Source organism: Bilophila sp., assembly GCF_057864385.1.
The window spans coordinates 12,747-31,998 of record NZ_DBMAFI010000038.1; the positions used below are offsets into that span (position 1 = coordinate 12,747).

The following is a 19,252-nucleotide window of genomic DNA, read 5'->3' on the forward strand; positions in this document are numbered from 1 at the left end:
CCGCGCTTGTGGCCTGCCTCGGAAAGGGCAAGGGGGCGCGCCCTCCCTTGTGCCGGAAGCGCGCCGCCCTTTCCGGCAAACGGCTAGAACAGCCGCGACGAGGCGAGGATTTCGCGCCCGCGCCCGGCGGCCTTGATGTTTACGTCAACCAGCTTGGCGGGCATGAAAGTGCGGATGCCTTCTTCCAACGCTTCAAACCCGAAGGGCAGGAGGCCGGAAGCGCACAGCGCGCCGAGCAGGATGTTGTTGCCGCACTGGGCGGAACCGAGCTCGATGCCCATGCTGCGGCAGGGGAGGAACCACGCGGAAGAAGCGTGATCACGCACGGCCCGTTCCACGGCGTCCAGCCCCGGAGCGGCTTCCCGCCCGGCGGAAACGGACAACGGCGGGATGGCGTCCGTGCTGGAAAACACCACGCCCCCCTGCTTCAGGTAACGCAGGCCGCGCAGCGTTTCCAACGGCTCAAAGCCAAGCACGATGTCGGCTTCCCCAAATCCGAGCTTGGGGCTTTTCCAGCCGCCGAGCAGAATGGTGGATTCCACAACGCCGCCGCGCTGCGCCATACCGTGGATTTCGCCGGCGACCACCTCGACGCCCTGCGCCACGGCAACGCGGGCCAGCAGCGTGGTGGCGGTAAGCGTTCCCTGACCACCCACACCCGTCATATAAATACGAATACGATTGCTCATCTTCAGCTCCGCTTGCGGGCCCGGATAGCGGGCGTTACCTGGAGACACACCATGCAGCCGGAACACTGCGACTCATCCACGCTGACGACCGGGGCTTCGGCGGTGCCGCCGCGACGGAACGCGGGGCAAGCAAGCTCGGCCAGGCACTTCAAGGCTTCCTCGCCCTGCGTGACGACCTCAGCCACCTGCGGGCGGTTCTGCTTCAGCGTGCGGCGGGCGAACAGCATACAGGGCTCTTCCGCGATGATGACGCGAACCCCAGAGCGGGCCTTCATTTCCTCAATCGTCTTCAGCGTGCTGCGCATGTTGAAGGGCTTGACCTTGGCGACGTCCGTAACGCCGATGCCGCGGACAACGCTCTCGATGTCCAGATGGTTGCAGCCTTCGCCGAGGACGGCGGTGCACACGCCGGGGTTGGGCTGATGGCCGGTCATGGCGGTCGTGCCGTTGTCGAGGATCACCAGCAGCACGTCGTGCTTGTTGAACACGGCGTTGGCAAGGCCGGTCATGCCGGAATGGAAGAATGTGGAATCGCCGATGAAGCCGACCACGGGGCGATCGGAAACCATGGCGAACCCGCTGCCTGCGGATACGGAAGAGCCCATGCAGAACAGGAAGTCCGCGGCGCGCAGGGGCGGAACCATGCCGAGGGTATAACAGCCGATGTCGCTGGAGTAGACGGCTTCGTCGCCAAAGACTTTGCGGACGGCGTAGTACATGGCGCGGTGCGAGCACCCGGCGCAGAGGTTCGGAGGACGGCCGGGCAGACGGGACACGTCGATGGCGGAACCGCTGACGGACACGGGCTCCTTGCCGAGCACGGCGGCCAGCGCGCGGGCCACGGCGCCCGTGGAGTATTCGCCGAAAATCGTCAGATCCGGGCCTTTGCCCACGATGGAAACGTCGATCCCGCGTTCTTGGGCGAGCGCACGAAGATCCTGCTCAACCAGCGGCTGGAGCTCTTCGAGCACCAGCACCGTATCGCAGCCGGACATGAAGTCCGCCAGCAGGTTTTCCGGCAGGGGCCACGTGAACCCGAGTTCGAGTACCTTGACCTCCTTTTCCCAGCCGTTCTCTGCGAGCGCGTCGGCAAGGTAGGCCCGGCTGATGCCGCTGGCGACGACGCCGATGCGCCCTTCGCCGGAAACCTTGTTCCACGGGGAGGCTTCGGCCTTGGCGCGGGCGTTCTCAAGGTGCTCGACAAGAACCTTATGGCGGCTCTGCGCCACGGCGGGCACGGGCACGAAACGCATGGGGTTGCGCTCGAAAGGCACGATGGGGGCCGGTTCGCCGAGCGCGCCGAACGTAACCGGGCCGCGCAGGTGGTTGACGCGGGTAGTCGTGCGCAACATGACCGGCTGCTGGAGCTCACGGGCCAGCAGCAGGGCTTCACGGGCCATATCCTTGGCTTCCTGCGCCGTGGCGGGCTCGAAGCAGGGCATCCCCATGAACCGGGCGTAGGTGCGGTTATCCTGTTCATCCTGGCTGGAATGGCACAGCGGATCGTCGGCGCTCACCAGCACGAAACCGCCGGGAAGCCCCACATACGCCGCGGTGAACAGCGGATCGGCGGCCACGTTGACGCCCACGTGCTTCATCGTGGTCATGCTCATAGCCCCGGCAAGGGCCGCGCCGGCACCCACTTCCACAGCCACCTTCTCATTGACGGAATACTCCATGCGGTATCTGCCGCACGAGGCGAGAGCGTGGAACGTGTCCGGGATCTCGGATGAAGGGGTGCCCGGATAGCAGGTTACCACATTGATCCCTGCTTCCAACGCCCCCCGGACGATGGCCTCGTTGCCAAGAAGCAGGTGTCTCACGCCCGCTTCAGCAGCCAGTAACGGATGACTCATGAAAACCTTCCCTCGTGTTTGAAGCGCGGCGGGAACGGATCCGGGCCGCACGGTTTTCCGAAAGAAACGGCCCCTGCGCAAACGGGCTGAGGCCTTGCGGCAACAGCCCGTTTTCTTTCCGGAAAACCGGAAACCGACAGGGTTTACGACGGAGGCCGTTCCCCTTGATAGGCGTTAGGAGGCCATGCGCGCCTTCAGTTCGGCGATCTTGGCCTGAAAGTAGCCGTTGTTTGCGGCATCCCCCAGAGAGGCGGCGATGCTTTCATAGGCGGCGAGTGCGCGGTCGAGCTTGCCCGCGAGTTCCGCGGACATGGCCTGCCCTTCCAGGATGGCGGGGCGCAGGCTTTCGGGGGCACCCTTTTCCAGGGAGTCGAAAACGGCGAGCGCTTCGGCGTACTTGCCTTGGCGCTGGAGGAGGTCGGCCTGATTGATGGCGGCCATCATCCCGATGGGGCCCTTGGGATCGGCGGCGGCGACGGCGGCATAGGCGTCGGCGGCCTTCCCGTATTGTTCAAGGCCAAGGGCGGCGGTGGCGATTTCAAGCTGGACGCCGGGCTTCATGTCGCTGGGGGCGGTGGGCAGGAATGTTTCCAGCGCGGCGATGCGATCCGGGCCCTGCGTGCTGACGAGGATGCGGCCAAGCTCAAGATGCGCCTCGCGCTCCACACGGCCCTGATGCCACTGCCAGCCTCCGACGCCGACGATGACGAGCACCAGCAAAACGATGCAGGCCACGATGATGCGGCTGTTCCGAAGCACGAAGCTCAACAGCGGCGTGGCTTCGACGGCCACTTCGGACTGGATTTCGCCCATCAGACTGCCGGGGATCTGAGGCCCGGACGGACGGAGAGGATCTGCCATGATGTCTGTACTCCTTGACTCTTCCACACTCTTTTTTATGTCGGACGAAGTCCGATGCACGCAGAAACGGGCTTGCCGGAGCAAGACCAAAGACAGCAAAACATAGGTTGGATCGACAGGAATGTCAAAAGAAATGTCCCGGCCGGGGTTGCGGGAAACGGCGTGGAACCGTATACATACGGGCTACAGGGAACGGTTCGACCCTCCCGCGCCACGAAAAAGGAAACGCCATGACAGTCTCGATCGAACTTCAGATGGAACGGATGGGGCAGCGCGCCAAGAAGGCCGCCCGCGTGCTCGCGGCCGCCGCGCCCGCAGCCAAGACGCAGGCCCTGCGCACGCTCGCCGCACTGCTCATCGAACGCCAGCCTGACATCCTCAAGGCCAACGCCCTCGACGTGGACGCCGCCAAAGCCGCAAACATGGACGCGCCGCGCCTCGACCGCCTCACCCTCACGCCGCGCATCATGGCGGATATGGCCGATGCCTGCCTGCATATCGCCGAGATGGCTGATGAAGTCGGCGTCATCGAGCAGCAGTGGCAGCGCCCCAACGGGCTTATGATCGGCAAGATGCGCATCCCGCTTGGGGTCATCGCCATGATTTTCGAGTCGCGCCCCAACGTCACCATCGACGCCGCCATCCTGTGCCTGAAAGCCGGGGACGCCGTGATCCTGCGCGGCGGCTCGGAGGCCATCCACTCCAACCTCGCGCTGGCGGGGCTCCTCCACGAAGCGCTGCGCAGCGCCGGGCTGCCCGAAGATGCGGCGCAGGTCGTGGAAACCACGGATCGCGCCGCCGTCGCCGCGCTCTGCAAACTTGACAAATATGTGGACGTCATGATCCCGCGGGGCGGGGAATCGCTGGTGCGCGCCGTCTGCGAAGCCGCCACCATGCCCGTGCTCAAGCACTACATGGGCGTGTGCCACCTTTATATAGATGAAGGGGCGGATCTCGGCATGGCCCTGCGGCTCGCCCACAACGGCAAAGTCCAGCGCCCCGGCGTCTGCAACGCGCTTGAATGCCTGCTGGTGCATGAGAAAGAGGCCGCCGCGTTCCTGCCGACGCTTGCCGCGAAACTCGGCGGCGACGGCGTGGAGTTCCGGGCCGACGCCCGCGCCCTGCCCCTGCTGTCCGGGGCCAGGGCCGTCCCCGCGCAGCCCGGCGACTTCGGGCAGGAGTTCCATGACCTGATCCTTGCGGTCCGCGTCGTGGATTCGCTGGATGACGCGCTGGATCACATCGCCAGTTACGGCTCGAACCATACCGAAGTCATTTGCACCAACAACCACGCCAACGCCATGCGCTTCCTGCGCGAGGCCGACGCATCCCTCACCGCCGTCAACGCATCCACCCGTTTCAACGACGGCGGGCAGCTCGGCCTTGGCGCCGAAATCGGGATCTGCACCTCCAAGCTGCATTCCTATGGCGCTATGGGCGTGCGCGAACTCACCACAACCAAATTCGTAGCCCTTGGGACTGGGCAGATCAGGGAATAGCATGACTCCGGAAACCATCGGCATCCTCGGCGGGACATTCAACCCCGTACACATCGGACACCTCCGGCTGGCTACCGCCGTGGCCGAAGCGCTGAAACTCAAGCATGTGGATCTCATGCCCTGCGCCGTCCCGCCGCACAAGCCCGATTCCGGCCTGCTTCCGTTCGAGATGCGTGTCTCGCTGCTGCAGGGCGCGCTGGAAACGCCCCCAAACGTTTCCCCATCCGATGCACGGCTTCAGGTCAGCACGCTTGAGGGCGAACTTCCCCACCCTTCCTATACATGGAACCTGATCACGGAATGGCGGAAGCGGCATGTCTCTGAAAGCCCCATGTTCATCCTTGGGGGTGAGGATTTCATGCACCTGGACACATGGCACAGGGGGTTGGAGCTTCCCAACATCACCAACTTTGTCGTGGTGCCCCGCTGCCGGGCGGATGAGGAGGCGTTCCGGGCGACGATAGCCCGTTACTGGCCCAAGGCCGTCATCACCGAGCCCGATGAAAACAACCTCCTCTCGGCGGCGATCACGGACGAAACCTCCTGCCTCTACCTTCCGCTGCCGCATCTGGACATCAGTGCCTCGCTGCTCCGCGCCAAATGGCTCCTTGGCGAAAGCATCCGCTACCTGACCCCCGACCCGGTCATCGACATTTTGGATACCTATAAGGAAGACGTCCGCCTCTGCTGGCAATGACAAAAAGCCTTCCCTGTGATGGGGAAGGCTTTTTGTATGTCCTGCCATGCCCCGGTGGTTGTCTTTTACATTTGGCCTGTCATGGCATACGATTGTTTTGTATCAACAATATACTGAAATTATATACTTTTTTAATTTTCCGCCGGTAGGCTCCATGATTGGGTGATTTTATTGGTTACTTCTTTAGAATTTCAGGAAAGAAAGCATCAACCGTTTTTATGGCACAGCCTTAAATTTTTGGCTGTATCCTAGGCTGTGTCGCCAATTAGATATAGTCTATTGAAACTATTTAACTATTTTTAAGCCGCAAAATTATCACTAAAATAATTTCAAATAGTTATATGTAGAATGACGTCACAGCCTAGAAAACGTCTGATGCTTTTTTCCCTGACGCTCCAAAGGATTAACCGACAAAATGCCTTAGCCACGGATTCCGCCAAGAAAAAACTGGAGAAAAAGGCGGTATTTTCACTGCGCTGTGGCGATGAAGCCACATACTGTTACTTTTCTTTTTACCTAATTCGATTTTCACCGCACTGTGGCGATGAAGCAACCCCACACTATAACAAAGCCAAATTTTTTCTCTGCGGAGCCCCCACACTGCGGCAATACGCTGTGAACCGGTTGGCCCTCCAGTAAGGATCTAGGCGTTCATCCGACACAATTATACGATTAAATTCACAAGCTAAACACACACCCCCTCTCTGTACATTATCCCGGATAAACACATCCCGCCCTGCGCTGTTTCCCCTATCTTCGTTTATCAAAAAGGCTGTGTCATAGAAAATGGTTGATACTTTTTTTCTTGAAGTTCCAAAGGAATAAGTAACAAAATACTTTAACCACGAATTTCGCAAAGAAAAACTAGCGAAAGAGGCTGTATTTTCACCATACTGTGGAGATGAAACAACCATATGCTATGACAGAGCCACCCCCAAAAGCTATAAAGAACACATAATTATTATGATTATCAATAATATATCTTCTCACAGTATGTAGTTGTCTTATCTCCAACGTTTGGTGAAAATACAAACTATTTCTCCGGTTTTCCGTCAGTGGACTTCATAGTTGGGGTACTTATTGGTGATTCCTTTGGAATTTCAAGAAATAAAGCATCAACCATTTTCTGCGGCACAGACAAAAATGATTACATTCCACACGATGGATGCCTATTTTTCTTAATAAAAAGGTTATCATTATCATATAAGAGGGGGGAGAGGTTCCAGCCTTTGATTGAAAAGGGTTGCGTGATAATGCATATTCAAATTATAATGCATAAAAGACTTGTTTTATAATTAATGGATACTATTGAATTATTTTAAATAGGCAATTCATTTATGCATTAAGTTTACCTTTATTTTATCATCTTTATGTGCCATTCTTTTTCAATCTATAGAAATATAACATGATAATTCTCAGGTATGGCCTTTGCATATCCTTTTTTGAACAAGCGTATTTTGAAAGATGACAACAATCGGATAGTAAATGCAGCCATCCCGCCAGCCTCTTTTCCCTTCTAACGGTGTAAGAACACCTCTCTTGGCTGGCGCGCGGTCTCTCTCTCTCTCTCTCTCTCTCTCTCTCTCTCTCTCTCTCTCTCTCTCTCTCTCTCTCTCTCTCTAGAGTAAGTTCCCTCTTCAATCCGTCAGCCTCTTTGCACGGCATTCCTTTGTTTAGGGGATGCCGTTTTTCCTCCCTTTCTTCGAGAGCCACACTCTCTACCCATCCGTATAAAAAGACCGGCATACGCAAGGCGCGTTGCTGGTCTTTTTATTGCCCCAATCTGGGGAAAATGCGTTTCTGTTATCCGAATCGGGGAAAGGAGCCGACAGGAATGCGTCTGGCAATGCCAACCTTTTACAGGAGGAAGATTCATGAAGAACCGTGTAAAAAATCGCGTGAAGAAGCAGGCGCTGTCTTTCGCGGCGGTCATGGCGATGGTTCTTGGCGGCGGCATGCAGTTGTATGCTGCCGACAAGATCGCTGACACCGTATACCGCAATGGTAAAATCTACACCATTACGGAATCGGCAGATGAGGCCAAAGATGTCAACAATGCCAAAAAGGTTGACGTCGTCGCGACGTTGAACGGCAAGATCGTTTTTGTGGGTTCGGAAGCCGATGCCAAGTCTCAGGGCTACCTTGACGAGAACAAGGTCAACAAGATTGTCGACCTGCGCGGCAAGACCATGCTGCCCGGCTTTGTTGACGGTCATGGGCACTTCCCTCAGCAGGGGAACTGCGATCTCTATCAGGTAAACCTGAATAGCTATCCCCTCGGTGAAATGACCTGCATAGCCGACTATGTTGCGGCTCTCCAGAAGCAATCTGATCTTATCGGTGATAATGATACCCTGATCATTGGTTATGGGTATGATGATACGCTGATTGAAGAGATGGTGCATCCCACGAAAGAAGATCTTGATAGCATTCCCAATCCTGTCATTATTAAGCATATTTCCGGGCACATGCTTGTGGCCAACTCACGGGCTCTTAAAGAGCTTGGAACGAAGGGCGATATTCTTGAAACGCCGGATTTGTGGAAGACGGCCGGCGTGGTGCTGGGAGACGACGGCAAACCTACGGGGCTCCTTCGGGAAACCGCTGCCATGAGCCTCATCAATTCGGCGACCAAAACTGACTCGCAAAAGGCCGTCAGCCGCGCCAGCCAAGTCTACGCCGCCGCTGGCGTAACGACCTCTGACGGTGGCACGAGCATGTTGTATGCTGATATCCCGCTCTTCCAACGTGGCATGCTTCGTGATGAGCTGGGTGTCCGCGTCGTTTTCCATCCCATTGGTTATCTGAGCGCTAATCCGGCCTCAGGTTCGATGAACCGTTCTTCGCTCGGCTGGACAGGTGCCGATTACCTTGACGGGACTAATGCCGTCAAAATCGGTACGGATATTTCGGATCTCCACCTTTCTGTGAGTGGATATCCCCTTGAATCAATGGAGACCCAACTCAACAGTAAGTATTCCGATATCGCCGATCAGGTGGCATCCCTGAATGGCAAAAACATGGTTTTCCTCGGTGCATGGAAGCTCATGTGTGACGGTTCCCCGCAGGGCTACACCGGCTGGATGAAGTACCCCGGCTACTACACCCTCGGCGAATTTGAACAGGCCGAAGAGGACAGAGGAGGGGAATTCAGCGAGCAAAACTACTATAGCGGGCGCTCTGTAGGCGGCAATGATCTTCTGAATACCAAGCCTGAAGACATCCCGACGGCCATCGAAATCTACCATAAGTATGGGCAAAGCACCGAGATGCATCTGAACGGCAACGCATCGGGCGAAGCGTGGATCGCGGGTATGGAAAAGGTTCTTGCTAAGAACGCGTATGATCATATTAAGGATACCCGCCACACCGTCATCCATGCCCAATTCTTGGAACGCCAGCAGATCCAGCGCCAGATGGGGCTCTATGACCAGCTCACCAACAAGGCCGAAAACGAAAAAATGTATGTTGAGCTGGAAGGCACCATGAAGTCGGGTATACCTAGCATGGAATTTCTGGGTGGTGACCCTGCCTATACGGATGACATCAATGTCCTTGCGGACCGGATGAAGAAGCAGAAGATCTTCAACTCCTACTTCACGACCCATACCTACTTCTATGGTGACCGCCATAAGAACATCTTCTTTGGCCCCGGCCGCGCCAACCAGATCAGCCCTGCCCAGTACAGCGTGGACTATGGGCAAAAGTTCAGCTTCCATAACGATACGATGGTTACCCCGATCTCCCCGCTCCAGAGCATCGCTTCCGGCGTTACCCGCGTAACGGCCAAGTCGAAGATGTGGGAAGGCGGAACCATCATTTCCGGCAGCAGCAAGGATCCGAGCGCTACCGTTGAACTGGAAGCCCGTAAGGGTAAGGGCGTTATGCAGACCTATTGGGATTATGATCAGCGCCTCAATGTCCTTCAGGCCATCCACGCCGTTACCGCCATGCCTGCGTGGCAGAATAAGCTGGAAGGCAAGATCGGCTCCATTCGGGAAGGCCTTTTCGCCGACTTCACCATCCTTGACGAAGATCCGTTCGTAGTAGCCGAAACCGATCCGGAAAAGATTGCGAGCATCCGCGTGACGACGACTGTCGTGGGCGACAAGCCGATTCACGGCTTCCTCCCGGATGCGGAATCCTTCCTGGGCAAGCCTCTGGCCAGCTATGTACAGCCCAACGATCAAGTTGTGGTTACGGTGACCAGCCATACCGCTATCGACAACAAGCAGGCAGAAAAGGACTATATCGTCCCCATGAAGGACGCCCAGCGCCTCGGCACCTATAGTTTCAACGCCACTGTTGACGGCGGTGATACCGCGGTGTTCCAGATGAGCTTCCTTGGGAACGGCGCCACGGTTGAAAGCATGAACCTCTTCAGACTGGTCAGCTCCACCGAATCCGAGGAATACACCTATTCTGAACAGGGCGAAAAGACCGACGGCTCGTGGTGGATCGCTCCCCTCTCCGATCCCACGCATCCTCTTGCCCCGACTGCCACTCTGAATGCTGACGAAAGCTATTTGGCCTTCTTCGTCATCACCGATAACGGTGGCTTTGATTCAGATATCGACGCCGGGAAGATTGCCACCCCGATAACCCTCATGACCTCCGAAAGCTTGCCCACCAACGGCAACACCGAGGTTGACGACGACGGAAGCAGCAGCGGCTGCACCGTCGGCTCCACGCCTTCCTATGACCTCCTGGTCCTGTTCCTCGGCATGTCGGCCGTAGCCGCTATCCGCGTGCTGCGCCGCCGCAACGAACAATAACATCAATTGAAAAGGGGCCCTCCATCCCGTATGGGGGCCCCTTTCACGCGCAAGGTTTCATGGCGAATTTTTGCTACAAGGCCATTTCCGCAACCGGCAAAACCGTACGCGGCATGGTGGAGGCTGACACCGAACGGCAGGCCATCGCGTCCGTACGCGAAAAGGGGCTTGTGCCGCTCTCCGTCGAATCCGCATCTGCATCCGTTGCCAACCCGGAAAAGCCTTCCGCCCAAAAACCTTTCAAAAAAATCCTCGAATCGCTCCGCCCCGTCCCCAAGACGGCCGTCGCAGCCATGGCCCGCCAGCTTGCTACACTGCTGCATGCGGGCCTTCCGCTTGACGAGGCCCTTGCGAGCATCTGCGCCCACGACGATCTCTCCCGGATGCAGGGCATCGTTTCCCGCCTGCGCGACCGGATTATGGCGGGTGGGGATCTTGCTGACGGGCTGGCCGAGTTCCCCCGCATCTTCTCATCAACGTTCGTGACGATGGTACGGGCGGGCGAAGCCTCCGGCACGCTGGAACTCGTGATTGAACGCTTCGCCGAACATATCGAACAGCAGGTGGCGCTCGTGCGCAAGGTGCAGGCTACGCTGGCCTACCCCATCCTCATGCTGTTCGTGGGCATCGGCGTCGTCATCTTTCTGCTGACGTTCGTGATCCCCAAGGTCACACAAATTTTCTCGGACATGGGCCGCGCGCTTCCCGTGCCCACGCAGATCCTGCTGGCCGTCAGCGACGGCATCCGATCCGGCTGGTGGATCATCCTGCTCCTCGCCCTCTGCATCATGCTCGGCATTTGGCGGATGCGCAGGACAGAAAGAGGCAAACGGTACACCCACCGCCTGCTGCTGCGCCTGCCCGGCATTGCCGGCATCTACCGCCCGCTGATCGTCGGGCATATGGCCCGCACCCTCGGCATGCTCCTCAAAAACGGCGTCACCCTGCTCAAGGCCCTGCACATCGTCAAATCCGTGGCGGACAACAAACTCATGGCCCAAGCCGTCCAGAACATGATCGACGGCGTGCAGGCGGGCCGGGATCTCTCGGAATTCATGGACGATCCGCTTGTCTTTCCGCCGTTGTCCCGCCAGATGGTCGCCGCCGGGGAACGGAGCGGGCAACTCGGCGAAATGCTGCTTTGGGTCGCCAACGACAGCGAAAACCGGGTCGCCTCGCGCCTTCAGGTCGTCACGTCCCTCATGGAACCGGTCATGATCCTCCTGCTGGGCGGCATCGTCGGCTTTGTGGTCATCGCCATCATCCTGCCCATCTTTGAAATGAGCACCCTCGCAGGCTGACCATGTCCAAGCGCGTGACCACATTCTTCTCCCTCTTCTGCATCTCGCTGATCGCGTGGTTCCTTGCCAAGGCCACCTTCGCCCTGCGCGAGACGGCGCTCGACACACCCGGTTCCGCCTCCCGGCTTACGGAACACGCCGCTGCCGCGCCCGAACCGCTCTCCGCCTTCGACGGCATCACCGCACGCAACCTCCTTGGGGTTTCCGTCTTCCCACCTGAAGCCCGCCGTTCCCCCAAAGGCGGTACGGGGACGGATTCCGGCGAAGAAAGCGAACGCCTTTCCGCCGAAGGCATCGACGCGCTGCCCATCAGCAAGCAGGGTTGGAAACTGCTCGGAACCATCGTGGACACGGGGCCGGGCAAGGCCAGCCGCGCCGTCATTCAGGTGAACGGGACGGAACGGCCCTACAGGGAAGGGGACACGATACAAGGGTGGAAAATCGCCCTCGTGCAGCGCCGCACCGTGGTCATCGCCAAAGGCGGAGCAAAAGAACGGCTGCCCATGAGCGAGGATTCTATCCTCCAAAAGGAAAGCGCCAAACCCGACGAACAAAAGGCCGTGAGCCGCGCCCGGCTTCGGGAAGAACTCGGCGACATCGGCGCCCTGATGCGCGCCGTCTCCGTCTCCCCGCAGGCCGTGGGCGGCTATCAGGGTTTACGCATCCTCGACATGCAGCCGGGAAGCTACATAGAGGAGCTCGGCCTCAAAAAAGACGACCTTCTGCTGGGGGCCAACGGCAAGCCCCTGAGAGGGTTCGGCGATCTGGGCGGGCTTGGGGATTTGGCCGACAAGAGCGCCATCACGCTCGAAGTCTTGCGCAACGGGAAAAAAACCATCATCCGGTATGATGTACAAAGTTGATGCCATGTTCGATTCGTCCAGCAAAGCGGCAACGGCCCTTCGTGTCTCCATCCTGTTCCTCGCCCTGTTCTGCGCGCAGGGTTTCCCGTCCGCCGCTCCTGCATGGGCGGAGCCGGAAAACGGCCTGACGCTGGATTTCAAGGATGCGGACATCCATGCCCTCATCAAGTACATCAGCGAAGCCACCGGCCGGAACTTCATCACCGATCCCGCAGTCAAAGGGAAAGTGACCGTCTATTCCCCGGTCAGGATTTCCCCGGATGAAGCCTTTGAGACCTTCGTCTCCATCCTGCGCGTGCAAGGGTACGCGGTGCAGAAAAGCGGCACGGCCTACAAGATCGTCCCGCTGAAGGAAGGCATCGGGCAAGGCGAAGACGCCGCCGTGGGCCGTAAAATGGGTTCCGAGCTGGAAACCGTGGTCACGCAGATCGTGCCCCTGAAAGTCGGCGTGGCGGCCGAGCTCGCCAAAATCCTGCCCTCCCTGCTTGGGAAGGAGCACGCCATTTCCGCCTATACCCCATCGAACACCCTCGCGCTGACGGCCCCGGCCCCCAACGTCGCCAAGGCCATGACCTTCCTTGAACAGGTGGAGGCCAGCGAAACGGCGGGCACCTCCGTCACGCTCGGCCTGCAATACGGCGACTCCAAGACGCTGGCCGCCACGCTCGCCAAGATCCTCAAAAGCCGGGATGAGGAGTACGCCAAAAAGGGCCGCCCCACCGTCAGCCTCGTGCTTGCCGACGAACGTACCAACAGCCTGCTCATCTACGGCGATCCCGAAGCCATCGGGATGGCGCGTGACGCGGTCGGCTCCCTGGACATCCCCACCCCCAAGGGCAAGGGCGACGTACACCTTATCTCACTGTCCAACGCCAAGGCCGAGGATCTGGCGCAGGTCATCAATACGCTCGTGGAACGCCAGCGCGCATCAGGGACGGAAGAGCAGAAGCCGGATACCGTGCTTTCCAAGGACATCAAGGTGGTGGCCGACAAATCCACCAACAGCCTTGTCATCACCGCCCGCCCGGATGAATTTGAAGCCCTCAGCAACATCGTCGCCAAGCTCGACGTGGTGCGCAAGCAGGTGTTCATCGAAGCCCTGATCATGGAAGTGAGCAGTGAGGCATCCTTCTCCTTCGGCATCAACTGGGCCGTCGGGGGCAATACCGGAGATGCCGCCATCGTCGGCGGTGTCGGCCTGAACGGGGGAAGCTTCTCCCTGAGCTCCAGCGGAACCAACAAAACGGTATCCCTCCCCTCCGGCGTGAGCATCGGGGCCATCCTGAAAGACGCCATCACCGTGGGCAACACAAGCTACAACATCCAATCCATCCTGAACGCGGTCAGGGGCAACAGCGACGTCGACGTGCTCGCCACCCCGCAGCTCCTCACGCTCGACAACGAGGAGGCCAGCGTGGAAGTCGTGGACAATATCCCGTTCACCAAGGAAAGCACCACCCGCAACGACAACGACTTCACCACCCAGTCCATGGACTACAAGGACGTGGGCGTGAAGCTCAAGATTACCCCGCGCATCAGCGACGACGGCTCGCTCCGCCTTGAGGTGGAACAGGAAGTCAGCCGGGTCACGCAGGGCCTCATCACCCTCACCAACGGGGATCAGATCGTCGCCCCGACCACCCGCAAGCGCCTGGTCAAGACGACCATCCTGTTGCAGGACAGCCAGACGGCGGTCATCGGCGGCCTCCTCGACGATCAGAAGACCTACAACCAGAGCGAAGTTCCGGGGCTCGGCAGCATTCCCGGACTGGGATGGCTGTTCAAGGCCCGCAACAAGCAGTCGAACCAGACCAACCTGTTCATCTTCATCACGCCCAAAGTCATCAGGAACGCAGCCGACTCTGCCGACCTTACGCGCGAAAAACAGCTCGTGCTGCATGAAACGAGCGTGGGGCATGACGGCCTCGGCCTGCCGATCATGAGCAAACCCAAGATGCTGAAACCTGTTTTCGTGAACTGACGCCATGAAGACGCTCACTTCATTGCTGGAACGCCTTAACCTCGCCCCTGAAGTGCTGGAGGCCTGTGCGCGGAATGCGGAAGCTTCGGGCATCCCCCTCGAAAGGGCCCTGTACGAGGCGGAGCGCATCGACGAAAACCAGTATCTGGAAACCGCCGCGGAGCGCCATGCCATGCCTTGCGAACTCCGGCTTGCGGCCCTCGTGGGCAAGGAGGGCTCAGGGTGGCGTGCGGACGCCGAACGTGTTTGTAAAGTTCCCCTTCCTTGGCTCAGAAAACAGAAAGTGGTGCCCGTCCGCGACAAGGACGGCAAACTTGCACTGGCGATCTGCCATCCGTTCAGTTGGCTTCTCGCGCAAGAACTGGGGATGCTGCTCGGCGAACGGCTTGAATACCCCGTACTTGCCCGCGAAGACGACATCACGGACGTCATCAACCGGATTTTCGGCGAGTCCACCCGCTCGGAAGGGAGCGTCTCGGACGTGCTCGGCGATTCGGTCAATGAGATCGACGAATTCAACGAAGATGCGGTGGAGGACTTGCTGGAGGACAGCAGCGAAGCCCCGTTTATCCGGCTGGTCAACATGATCCTCGCGCAGGCCGTGCGCGCCGGGGCCAGCGACATCCACATCGAACCCTACCGCGACGTTTCCCGCGTGCGCTTCCGGCTGGACGGCGTGCTTTACGAACGCCACACCCTGAACAAGGCCCATCACGCCGCCGTGGTGTCGCGCATCAAGGTCATGGCGAAGCTCAACATCGCGGAAAAGCGCCTGCCGCAGGACGGGCGCATCGCCATTTCCCTCGGCGGGCGTCAGGCGGGGCTGCGCGTGTCCACCCTGCCCACGTCTTTCGGCGAGCGCGTGGTGCTCCGCCTGCTCGAAAAGAGCGAACGCGTGCTCTCCCTCACCGAACTCGGGCTCAGCCGGGAAGACTTGCAGCTCATGCATTCCCTTGTGGGGATCACGCACGGCATCGTGCTGGTCACCGGCCCCACCGGCAGCGGCAAGACCACCACGCTTTACGCCGTGCTTCAGGAACTGACCGCGCCGGACAAGAACATCCTGACCATTGAAGATCCCGTGGAATACGAGCTGGAGGGCGTTGGGCAGATACAGGTCAACCCCAAAATAGGGCTGACCTTTGCCGACGGGCTGCGCTCCATCGTGCGCCAAGACCCGGACGTCATCCTGATCGGTGAAATCCGCGACGCCGAAACCGCCGCCATCGCCGTGCAATCCGCCCTGACCGGGCACCTCGTCTTTTCCACCCTGCACACCAACGACGCGCCCGGCGCAGTCACCCGCCTCTTCGACATGGGCGTGGAACCGTTCCTGCTCTCCTCGGTCCTGCGCGGCGTGGTGGCGCAGCGCCTCGTCCGTATGCTCTGCCCGCACTGCCGGGAGGCCTATCTCCCGGATGGGCAGGAACTGGAAAAGCTCGGTGCGGCCCGTTCCGCCTACCGGCCCGGCCAGCCGCTCTACCGGGCCAAAGGCTGCCCGGACTGTCTGGACACGGGATACCGGGGCCGTATGGCGATTTATGAAATCATGCCGGTAAGCGACGCTTTGAAACGGCTCATCGTGGATAAGGCCGACGCCAACGTGCTTGGGGCGTGCGCGCTGTCCGAAGGCATGCGCAACCTGCGGCATGACGGCATGTTGAAAGTGATCGCGGGGCTGACCTCGCTTACCGAAGTTGCGAGGGTTACCAATGAGTAGCAAAATAAACGGCACTTCCCGGAGGCACGCCCCGACGCCTCCGCATGAGGCCCACGGCGAAGCGCCTTTAACATACGGGGCGGCCACATGATGCGGGCGTTGCTGGACAGGCTGCTTTTCGCGCTTCCTTCCCCGCCTTCCCGGGCCTCGCTGGTGCGTGGGGGGCTCTATCTCCTGTTCGGGCTGCTGCTGTACGGCCTGTTCCTCGGCATACTGTACGTGCGCGAGCTCGGCGTGGTCGGCCTGCGCCAATGGTGCGGGCGTCTGCCCGGCGTGCAGATGGACATGAGCCGCCCGGAACTGTCTTTCTTTCCGCCCGCGCTGGAAATCGCCGAGCTGACGGTGCAGCCGCCGAACGCCCCGGAGCCGTTGGCCTTCCGCAATGTCCGGGCGGGCCTGACCGCCTTCCCGCTTGGCGTAACACTCGACGCTGACATCGCCGGGGGTGAGCTGAACGCAACCGTGATCCCCTCCTCGCTCTGGAACCCCGAACGGCTCGCCGTGCGGTCATCCCTCTCCGGAATCGGCATCGAGCCCTTAATCAGGCCATTCGTGGGCAAAACGTCTCTCGTGCAGATACGAAGCGGCAAGCTGGATGGTTCCGCAACCCTCGACCTGCCCCTTCTGAACGGGCGGCCCGATCCGCTTGCGGGCGAAGGCTCATTGAACCTCTCCCTGCGCGGGGGCGTGGCGGATCTCAGCCTGCCTATGCTCAAGAGTTCCCGCCTGGATAAGTTGGAGGGCACAGTGGAAACCGGTTGGAAAAAAAACCGGCTGACCCTGCACCAGCTCGCAGTACGGAGCCCCGTAATTGCGTGTACCGTCCAAGGGCAGGCTACCCTTGTCCCGCGCGATCTCCCCGCCAGCCGTATGGACGTGCAATCCGCCCTGCGCATCCCGCTTGAACAGGTACGGGAGGAACTCATGCCGGAACGGACGCTTCAATCCCTTAAGGATAAAGGCGAAGTCCGGGTTCGCATCCGGGATGCCTTCCGACGCCCCTCCTTTGACGTACAGCCCTGACCGGAGAGCATTATGATCGCCAAGGACAGCTTCATCATCCTCCAGTCCGGGACTGAACTCACGGGCGCGTTGTGCCGCATCGGGCTGAAAAGCCGTGAGGTTTCGTATCTGCACCGCGTCGCCTGCGCCGATCTGACGCCGCAGGCCGTGGCCTCCGGCCTCCGCTCCCTGCTCGACGGGTCGGCTGCGGCGGGTCTGAAGCGGCCGGACGACGTGCGCGTGTGCCTGTCCGCCGGGGCCGCGCTGTTTAGGGACTGGGCCTTCCCCTTCCGTTCGCGGGCCAAGGTGGAGCAGGCGCTTTCCCTGATGCTCGAAACCGAATTTCCCTTCGACGCCGACACGCTCGCGCACCGCGTCTGCCTGACCGGGAACGCCGCCGCGTCCGCCGGGTACAAAAGCGGCGCACAGGCAATCAGCGTATCCCTCCGAAAGGAAGAACGGGATTTATGGCTGGACGCCTTTGACGCGGAGGGGCTTTTCCCCAGCCTCGTCACCGTTGATCCGTTCCCGCTACTCATAAACCTGCCGTCCAGACAACATGGAATAGCCCTGTTCCTGCACGTCCAGCGCGAATGCTCCACCGTGGCCCTGCTCGACAACGGCACCATCCGGCGCATCCGGGCCATCCCGGTCGGCTGGATGCCCGAAACGGACGCCGCCGGCCTCAACAGCCCTTCATCCGAACGGGAAAACGCCGCCCTGTGCGGATTCGCCGCCCGGCTGCGGCGCGAAACATCCCTCGTACTGGAAGGGACGCCTTTCGTGCCGGATCGCCTTCTCGCCTATGGCGAGGCCTTTCTCGGAAACGGCGCGTCCGCCCGTTTTGCCGAAGCCTTCGGGCTGCCCGTTTCCGTGCTTGGCCAAGAAATACCCTTGGGCGGGCAGGTGGCCCGGCTGGGAGAAACCGATCCTTCCCGGCTCCTCGCGCTCTGCGTGGCAGCCATGCCGCTCCCGGCCCCGTGGCGTCCGCCCCTCATCCCCTCGTTCCACCGTCCTCTGAAGGGGGGCCATCTTTCCAGCGAACACGGCAGGCGTTTGGCATGGGCGGCCTGCGGCGCGCTTGCCGTGGGAGCGGCCTGTCTCGCCTCCGTTTGGGCGGAAGGGTACGCCGCCGGACAGCAGGCCCTGCGCCATGAGGACGCCGCCCGCGCCCTGTTCCGCAAGGCGCTCCCCGACGTGCGCGGCTCGTTCAATCCCGTGCAGATGGAAAGCATCCTCAAAAACCGCATTGCCGGACTGCGCGGCGGCGGGGAAAACGACGCCACCTTCCCGGCCCTCCATCTGTTGCAGGACATGCACGCCGCCGTGCCGGACTCCCTCGACATCCGCCTCGACCACCTGAGCCTCGACGCCCGCCGCTGCGGGTTCGGCGGAACGGCCGCAGGCTATGAGCAGGTCAACGCCCTGCGCGTGGCCCTGTCCGGGCTCCCCGGCGTCCGCGAGGCCAAAATCCTCAGTGCAGCCAACCGTACGGGCAAGCCCGAACCGGGCACGCCGCCGGGCGCGGTCATCTTTGAAATCGAACTTGCCCTTGAGGGAGGCCAGCCATGAGCGTGTCCCGTCCCCTCCTCCTCGGCCTCGGCGGGCTTGTGCTCCTTGGGGCTGTCCAATGGGTGATCCTGCCCATCTTCGAGTATCGTGCCGACAACGCCTCCCGCGCCGAACGCGCCCGGCAGCGCCATCTTTCCATGCGGCTCCTGACCGACGACTACGCCCGGCTGTCCCAGTCGAACGCGGCGGCCCCGGCAAAAAAACGTTCCCTGTTCAGCCTCGTCAACAAGGAGGCCGACCGCCTCTCCCTGTCCCGGCGCATCGAGGCCCTACGCCCGGCGGCCCGCAAGGAAAACGACGGCTCCGAGCGCATCGAGATGCGCCTTACCGGCCTCTACCTGAAACAGGGGGTGCAATGGCTGCACGCGCTGGAATCGCACCCCGGCGTCCGCGTCGAAAACGTCACGTTCCGGCGTTCGGGCAAAAATCTTCTGGA

14 protein-coding genes are annotated in these 19,252 nt (G+C 60.3%); 10 read left to right on the plus strand and 4 right to left on the minus strand.

All coding sequences use genetic code 11. The features are described from left to right. Nucleotides 1-83: 83 nt before the first annotated feature. The 3 genes from ACZM8Y_RS12075 to ACZM8Y_RS12085 all read right to left on the minus strand — a co-directional run bounded on the left by ACZM8Y_RS12075 (nt 84) and on the right by ACZM8Y_RS12085 (nt 3,406). Nucleotides 84-689: an indolepyruvate oxidoreductase subunit beta gene (locus tag ACZM8Y_RS12075; RefSeq protein ID WP_482332075.1), complete on the minus strand. Its 606-nt coding sequence runs from the start codon at nt 687-689 to the stop codon at nt 84-86. A gap of 2 nt (nt 690-691) precedes the next feature. Further along, nucleotides 692-2,545 carry an indolepyruvate ferredoxin oxidoreductase subunit alpha gene (gene iorA, locus ACZM8Y_RS12080; RefSeq protein WP_479859113.1) on the minus strand — a complete coding sequence of 618 codons (1,854 nt, stop codon included), beginning with the start codon at nt 2,543-2,545 and terminating at the stop codon, nt 692-694. A 174-nt stretch (nt 2,546-2,719) separates the two neighbouring features. Continuing rightward, nucleotides 2,720-3,406: a tetratricopeptide repeat protein gene (locus ACZM8Y_RS12085; RefSeq protein WP_482332082.1), complete on the minus strand. Its 687-nt coding sequence runs from the start codon at nt 3,404-3,406 to the stop codon at nt 2,720-2,722. Nucleotides 3,407-3,636: 230 nt separating this feature from the next. On the opposite strand from ACZM8Y_RS12085, the gene ACZM8Y_RS12090 reads away from it, so the two are divergent. Then, nucleotides 3,637-4,905 carry a glutamate-5-semialdehyde dehydrogenase gene (locus ACZM8Y_RS12090; protein WP_308771072.1) on the plus strand — a complete coding sequence of 423 codons (1,269 nt, stop codon included), beginning with the start codon at nt 3,637-3,639 and terminating at the stop codon, nt 4,903-4,905. 1 nt (nt 4,906) lies between these two features. Next, complete coding sequence (locus tag ACZM8Y_RS12095) at nt 4,907-5,602, plus strand: nicotinate-nicotinamide nucleotide adenylyltransferase (protein WP_482332090.1); 696 nt, start codon at nt 4,907-4,909, stop codon at nt 5,600-5,602. A 1,368-nt stretch (nt 5,603-6,970) separates the two neighbouring features. Here the strand turns inward: ACZM8Y_RS12095 and ACZM8Y_RS12100 are convergent. Beyond that, nucleotides 6,971-7,315 (minus strand): hypothetical protein, encoded by a 345-nt coding sequence (locus ACZM8Y_RS12100; protein ID WP_489501763.1) that lies wholly within the window; start codon nt 7,313-7,315, stop codon nt 6,971-6,973. Between the two features lie 161 nt (nt 7,316-7,476). Between ACZM8Y_RS12100 and ACZM8Y_RS12105 the strand changes: the two genes are divergently transcribed. The 8 genes from ACZM8Y_RS12105 to ACZM8Y_RS12140 all read left to right on the plus strand — a co-directional run. After that, a complete protein-coding gene (locus ACZM8Y_RS12105) occupies nt 7,477-10,377 on the plus strand; it encodes an amidohydrolase (RefSeq protein WP_337430480.1) in 2,901 nt (966 codons plus the stop codon). A 59-nt stretch (nt 10,378-10,436) separates the two neighbouring features. Further along, a complete protein-coding gene (locus tag ACZM8Y_RS12110) occupies nt 10,437-11,678 on the plus strand; it encodes a type II secretion system F family protein (RefSeq protein ID WP_482332097.1) in 1,242 nt (413 codons plus the stop codon). 2 nt (nt 11,679-11,680) lie between these two features. Next, on the plus strand, nt 11,681-12,541 hold the full coding sequence (locus ACZM8Y_RS12115; RefSeq protein ID WP_482332101.1) for a type II secretion system protein N: 861 nt from the start codon (nt 11,681-11,683) through the stop codon (nt 12,539-12,541). Continuing rightward, nucleotides 12,525-14,522: a type II secretion system secretin GspD gene (gene gspD, locus ACZM8Y_RS12120; RefSeq protein ID WP_482332103.1), complete on the plus strand. Its 1,998-nt coding sequence runs from the start codon at nt 12,525-12,527 to the stop codon at nt 14,520-14,522. Before ACZM8Y_RS12115 ends, gspD begins: the two co-directional genes overlap by 17 nt. A 4-nt stretch (nt 14,523-14,526) precedes the next feature. Continuing rightward, nucleotides 14,527-16,242, plus strand: a complete 1,716-nt coding sequence (gspE, locus tag ACZM8Y_RS12125) for a type II secretion system ATPase GspE (protein WP_308770678.1) — start codon at nt 14,527-14,529, stop codon at nt 16,240-16,242. Between the two features lie 87 nt (nt 16,243-16,329). Then, nucleotides 16,330-17,265: a type II secretion system protein GspN gene (gspN, locus tag ACZM8Y_RS12130; RefSeq protein WP_479858835.1), complete on the plus strand. Its 936-nt coding sequence runs from the start codon at nt 16,330-16,332 to the stop codon at nt 17,263-17,265. Between the two features lie 12 nt (nt 17,266-17,277). Next, complete coding sequence (locus tag ACZM8Y_RS12135) at nt 17,278-18,816, plus strand: hypothetical protein (protein WP_482332115.1); 1,539 nt, start codon at nt 17,278-17,280, stop codon at nt 18,814-18,816. After that, nucleotides 18,813-19,252 (plus strand): type II secretion system protein M (locus ACZM8Y_RS12140; protein WP_489501764.1); only part of this gene is annotated, 440 nt, incomplete at its 3' end. The genes ACZM8Y_RS12135 and ACZM8Y_RS12140, both read left to right, overlap by 4 nt.

What these genes read in the sequence shown, in the direction of transcription:
- ACZM8Y_RS12075 (WP_482332075.1), bottom strand. Translation starts at nt 689, where the DNA reads ATGAGCAATCGTATTCGTATTTATATGACGGGTGTGGGTGGTCAGGGA.
- iorA (WP_479859113.1), bottom strand. Translation starts at nt 2,545, where the DNA reads ATGAGTCATCCGTTACTGGCTGCTGAAGCGGGCGTGAGACACCTGCTT.
- ACZM8Y_RS12085 (WP_482332082.1), bottom strand. Translation starts at nt 3,406, where the DNA reads ATGGCAGATCCTCTCCGTCCGTCCGGGCCTCAGATCCCCGGCAGTCTG.
- ACZM8Y_RS12090 (WP_308771072.1), top strand. Translation starts at nt 3,637, where the DNA reads ATGACAGTCTCGATCGAACTTCAGATGGAACGGATGGGGCAGCGCGCC.
- ACZM8Y_RS12095 (WP_482332090.1), top strand. Translation starts at nt 4,907, where the DNA reads ATGACTCCGGAAACCATCGGCATCCTCGGCGGGACATTCAACCCCGTA.
- ACZM8Y_RS12105 (WP_337430480.1), top strand. Translation starts at nt 7,477, where the DNA reads ATGAAGAACCGTGTAAAAAATCGCGTGAAGAAGCAGGCGCTGTCTTTC.
- ACZM8Y_RS12110 (WP_482332097.1), top strand. Translation starts at nt 10,437, where the DNA reads ATGGCGAATTTTTGCTACAAGGCCATTTCCGCAACCGGCAAAACCGTA.
- ACZM8Y_RS12115 (WP_482332101.1), top strand. Translation starts at nt 11,681, where the DNA reads ATGTCCAAGCGCGTGACCACATTCTTCTCCCTCTTCTGCATCTCGCTG.
- gspD (WP_482332103.1), top strand. Translation starts at nt 12,525, where the DNA reads ATGATGTACAAAGTTGATGCCATGTTCGATTCGTCCAGCAAAGCGGCA.
- gspE (WP_308770678.1), top strand. Translation starts at nt 14,527, where the DNA reads ATGAAGACGCTCACTTCATTGCTGGAACGCCTTAACCTCGCCCCTGAA.
- gspN (WP_479858835.1), top strand. Translation starts at nt 16,330, where the DNA reads ATGATGCGGGCGTTGCTGGACAGGCTGCTTTTCGCGCTTCCTTCCCCG.
- ACZM8Y_RS12135 (WP_482332115.1), top strand. Translation starts at nt 17,278, where the DNA reads ATGATCGCCAAGGACAGCTTCATCATCCTCCAGTCCGGGACTGAACTC.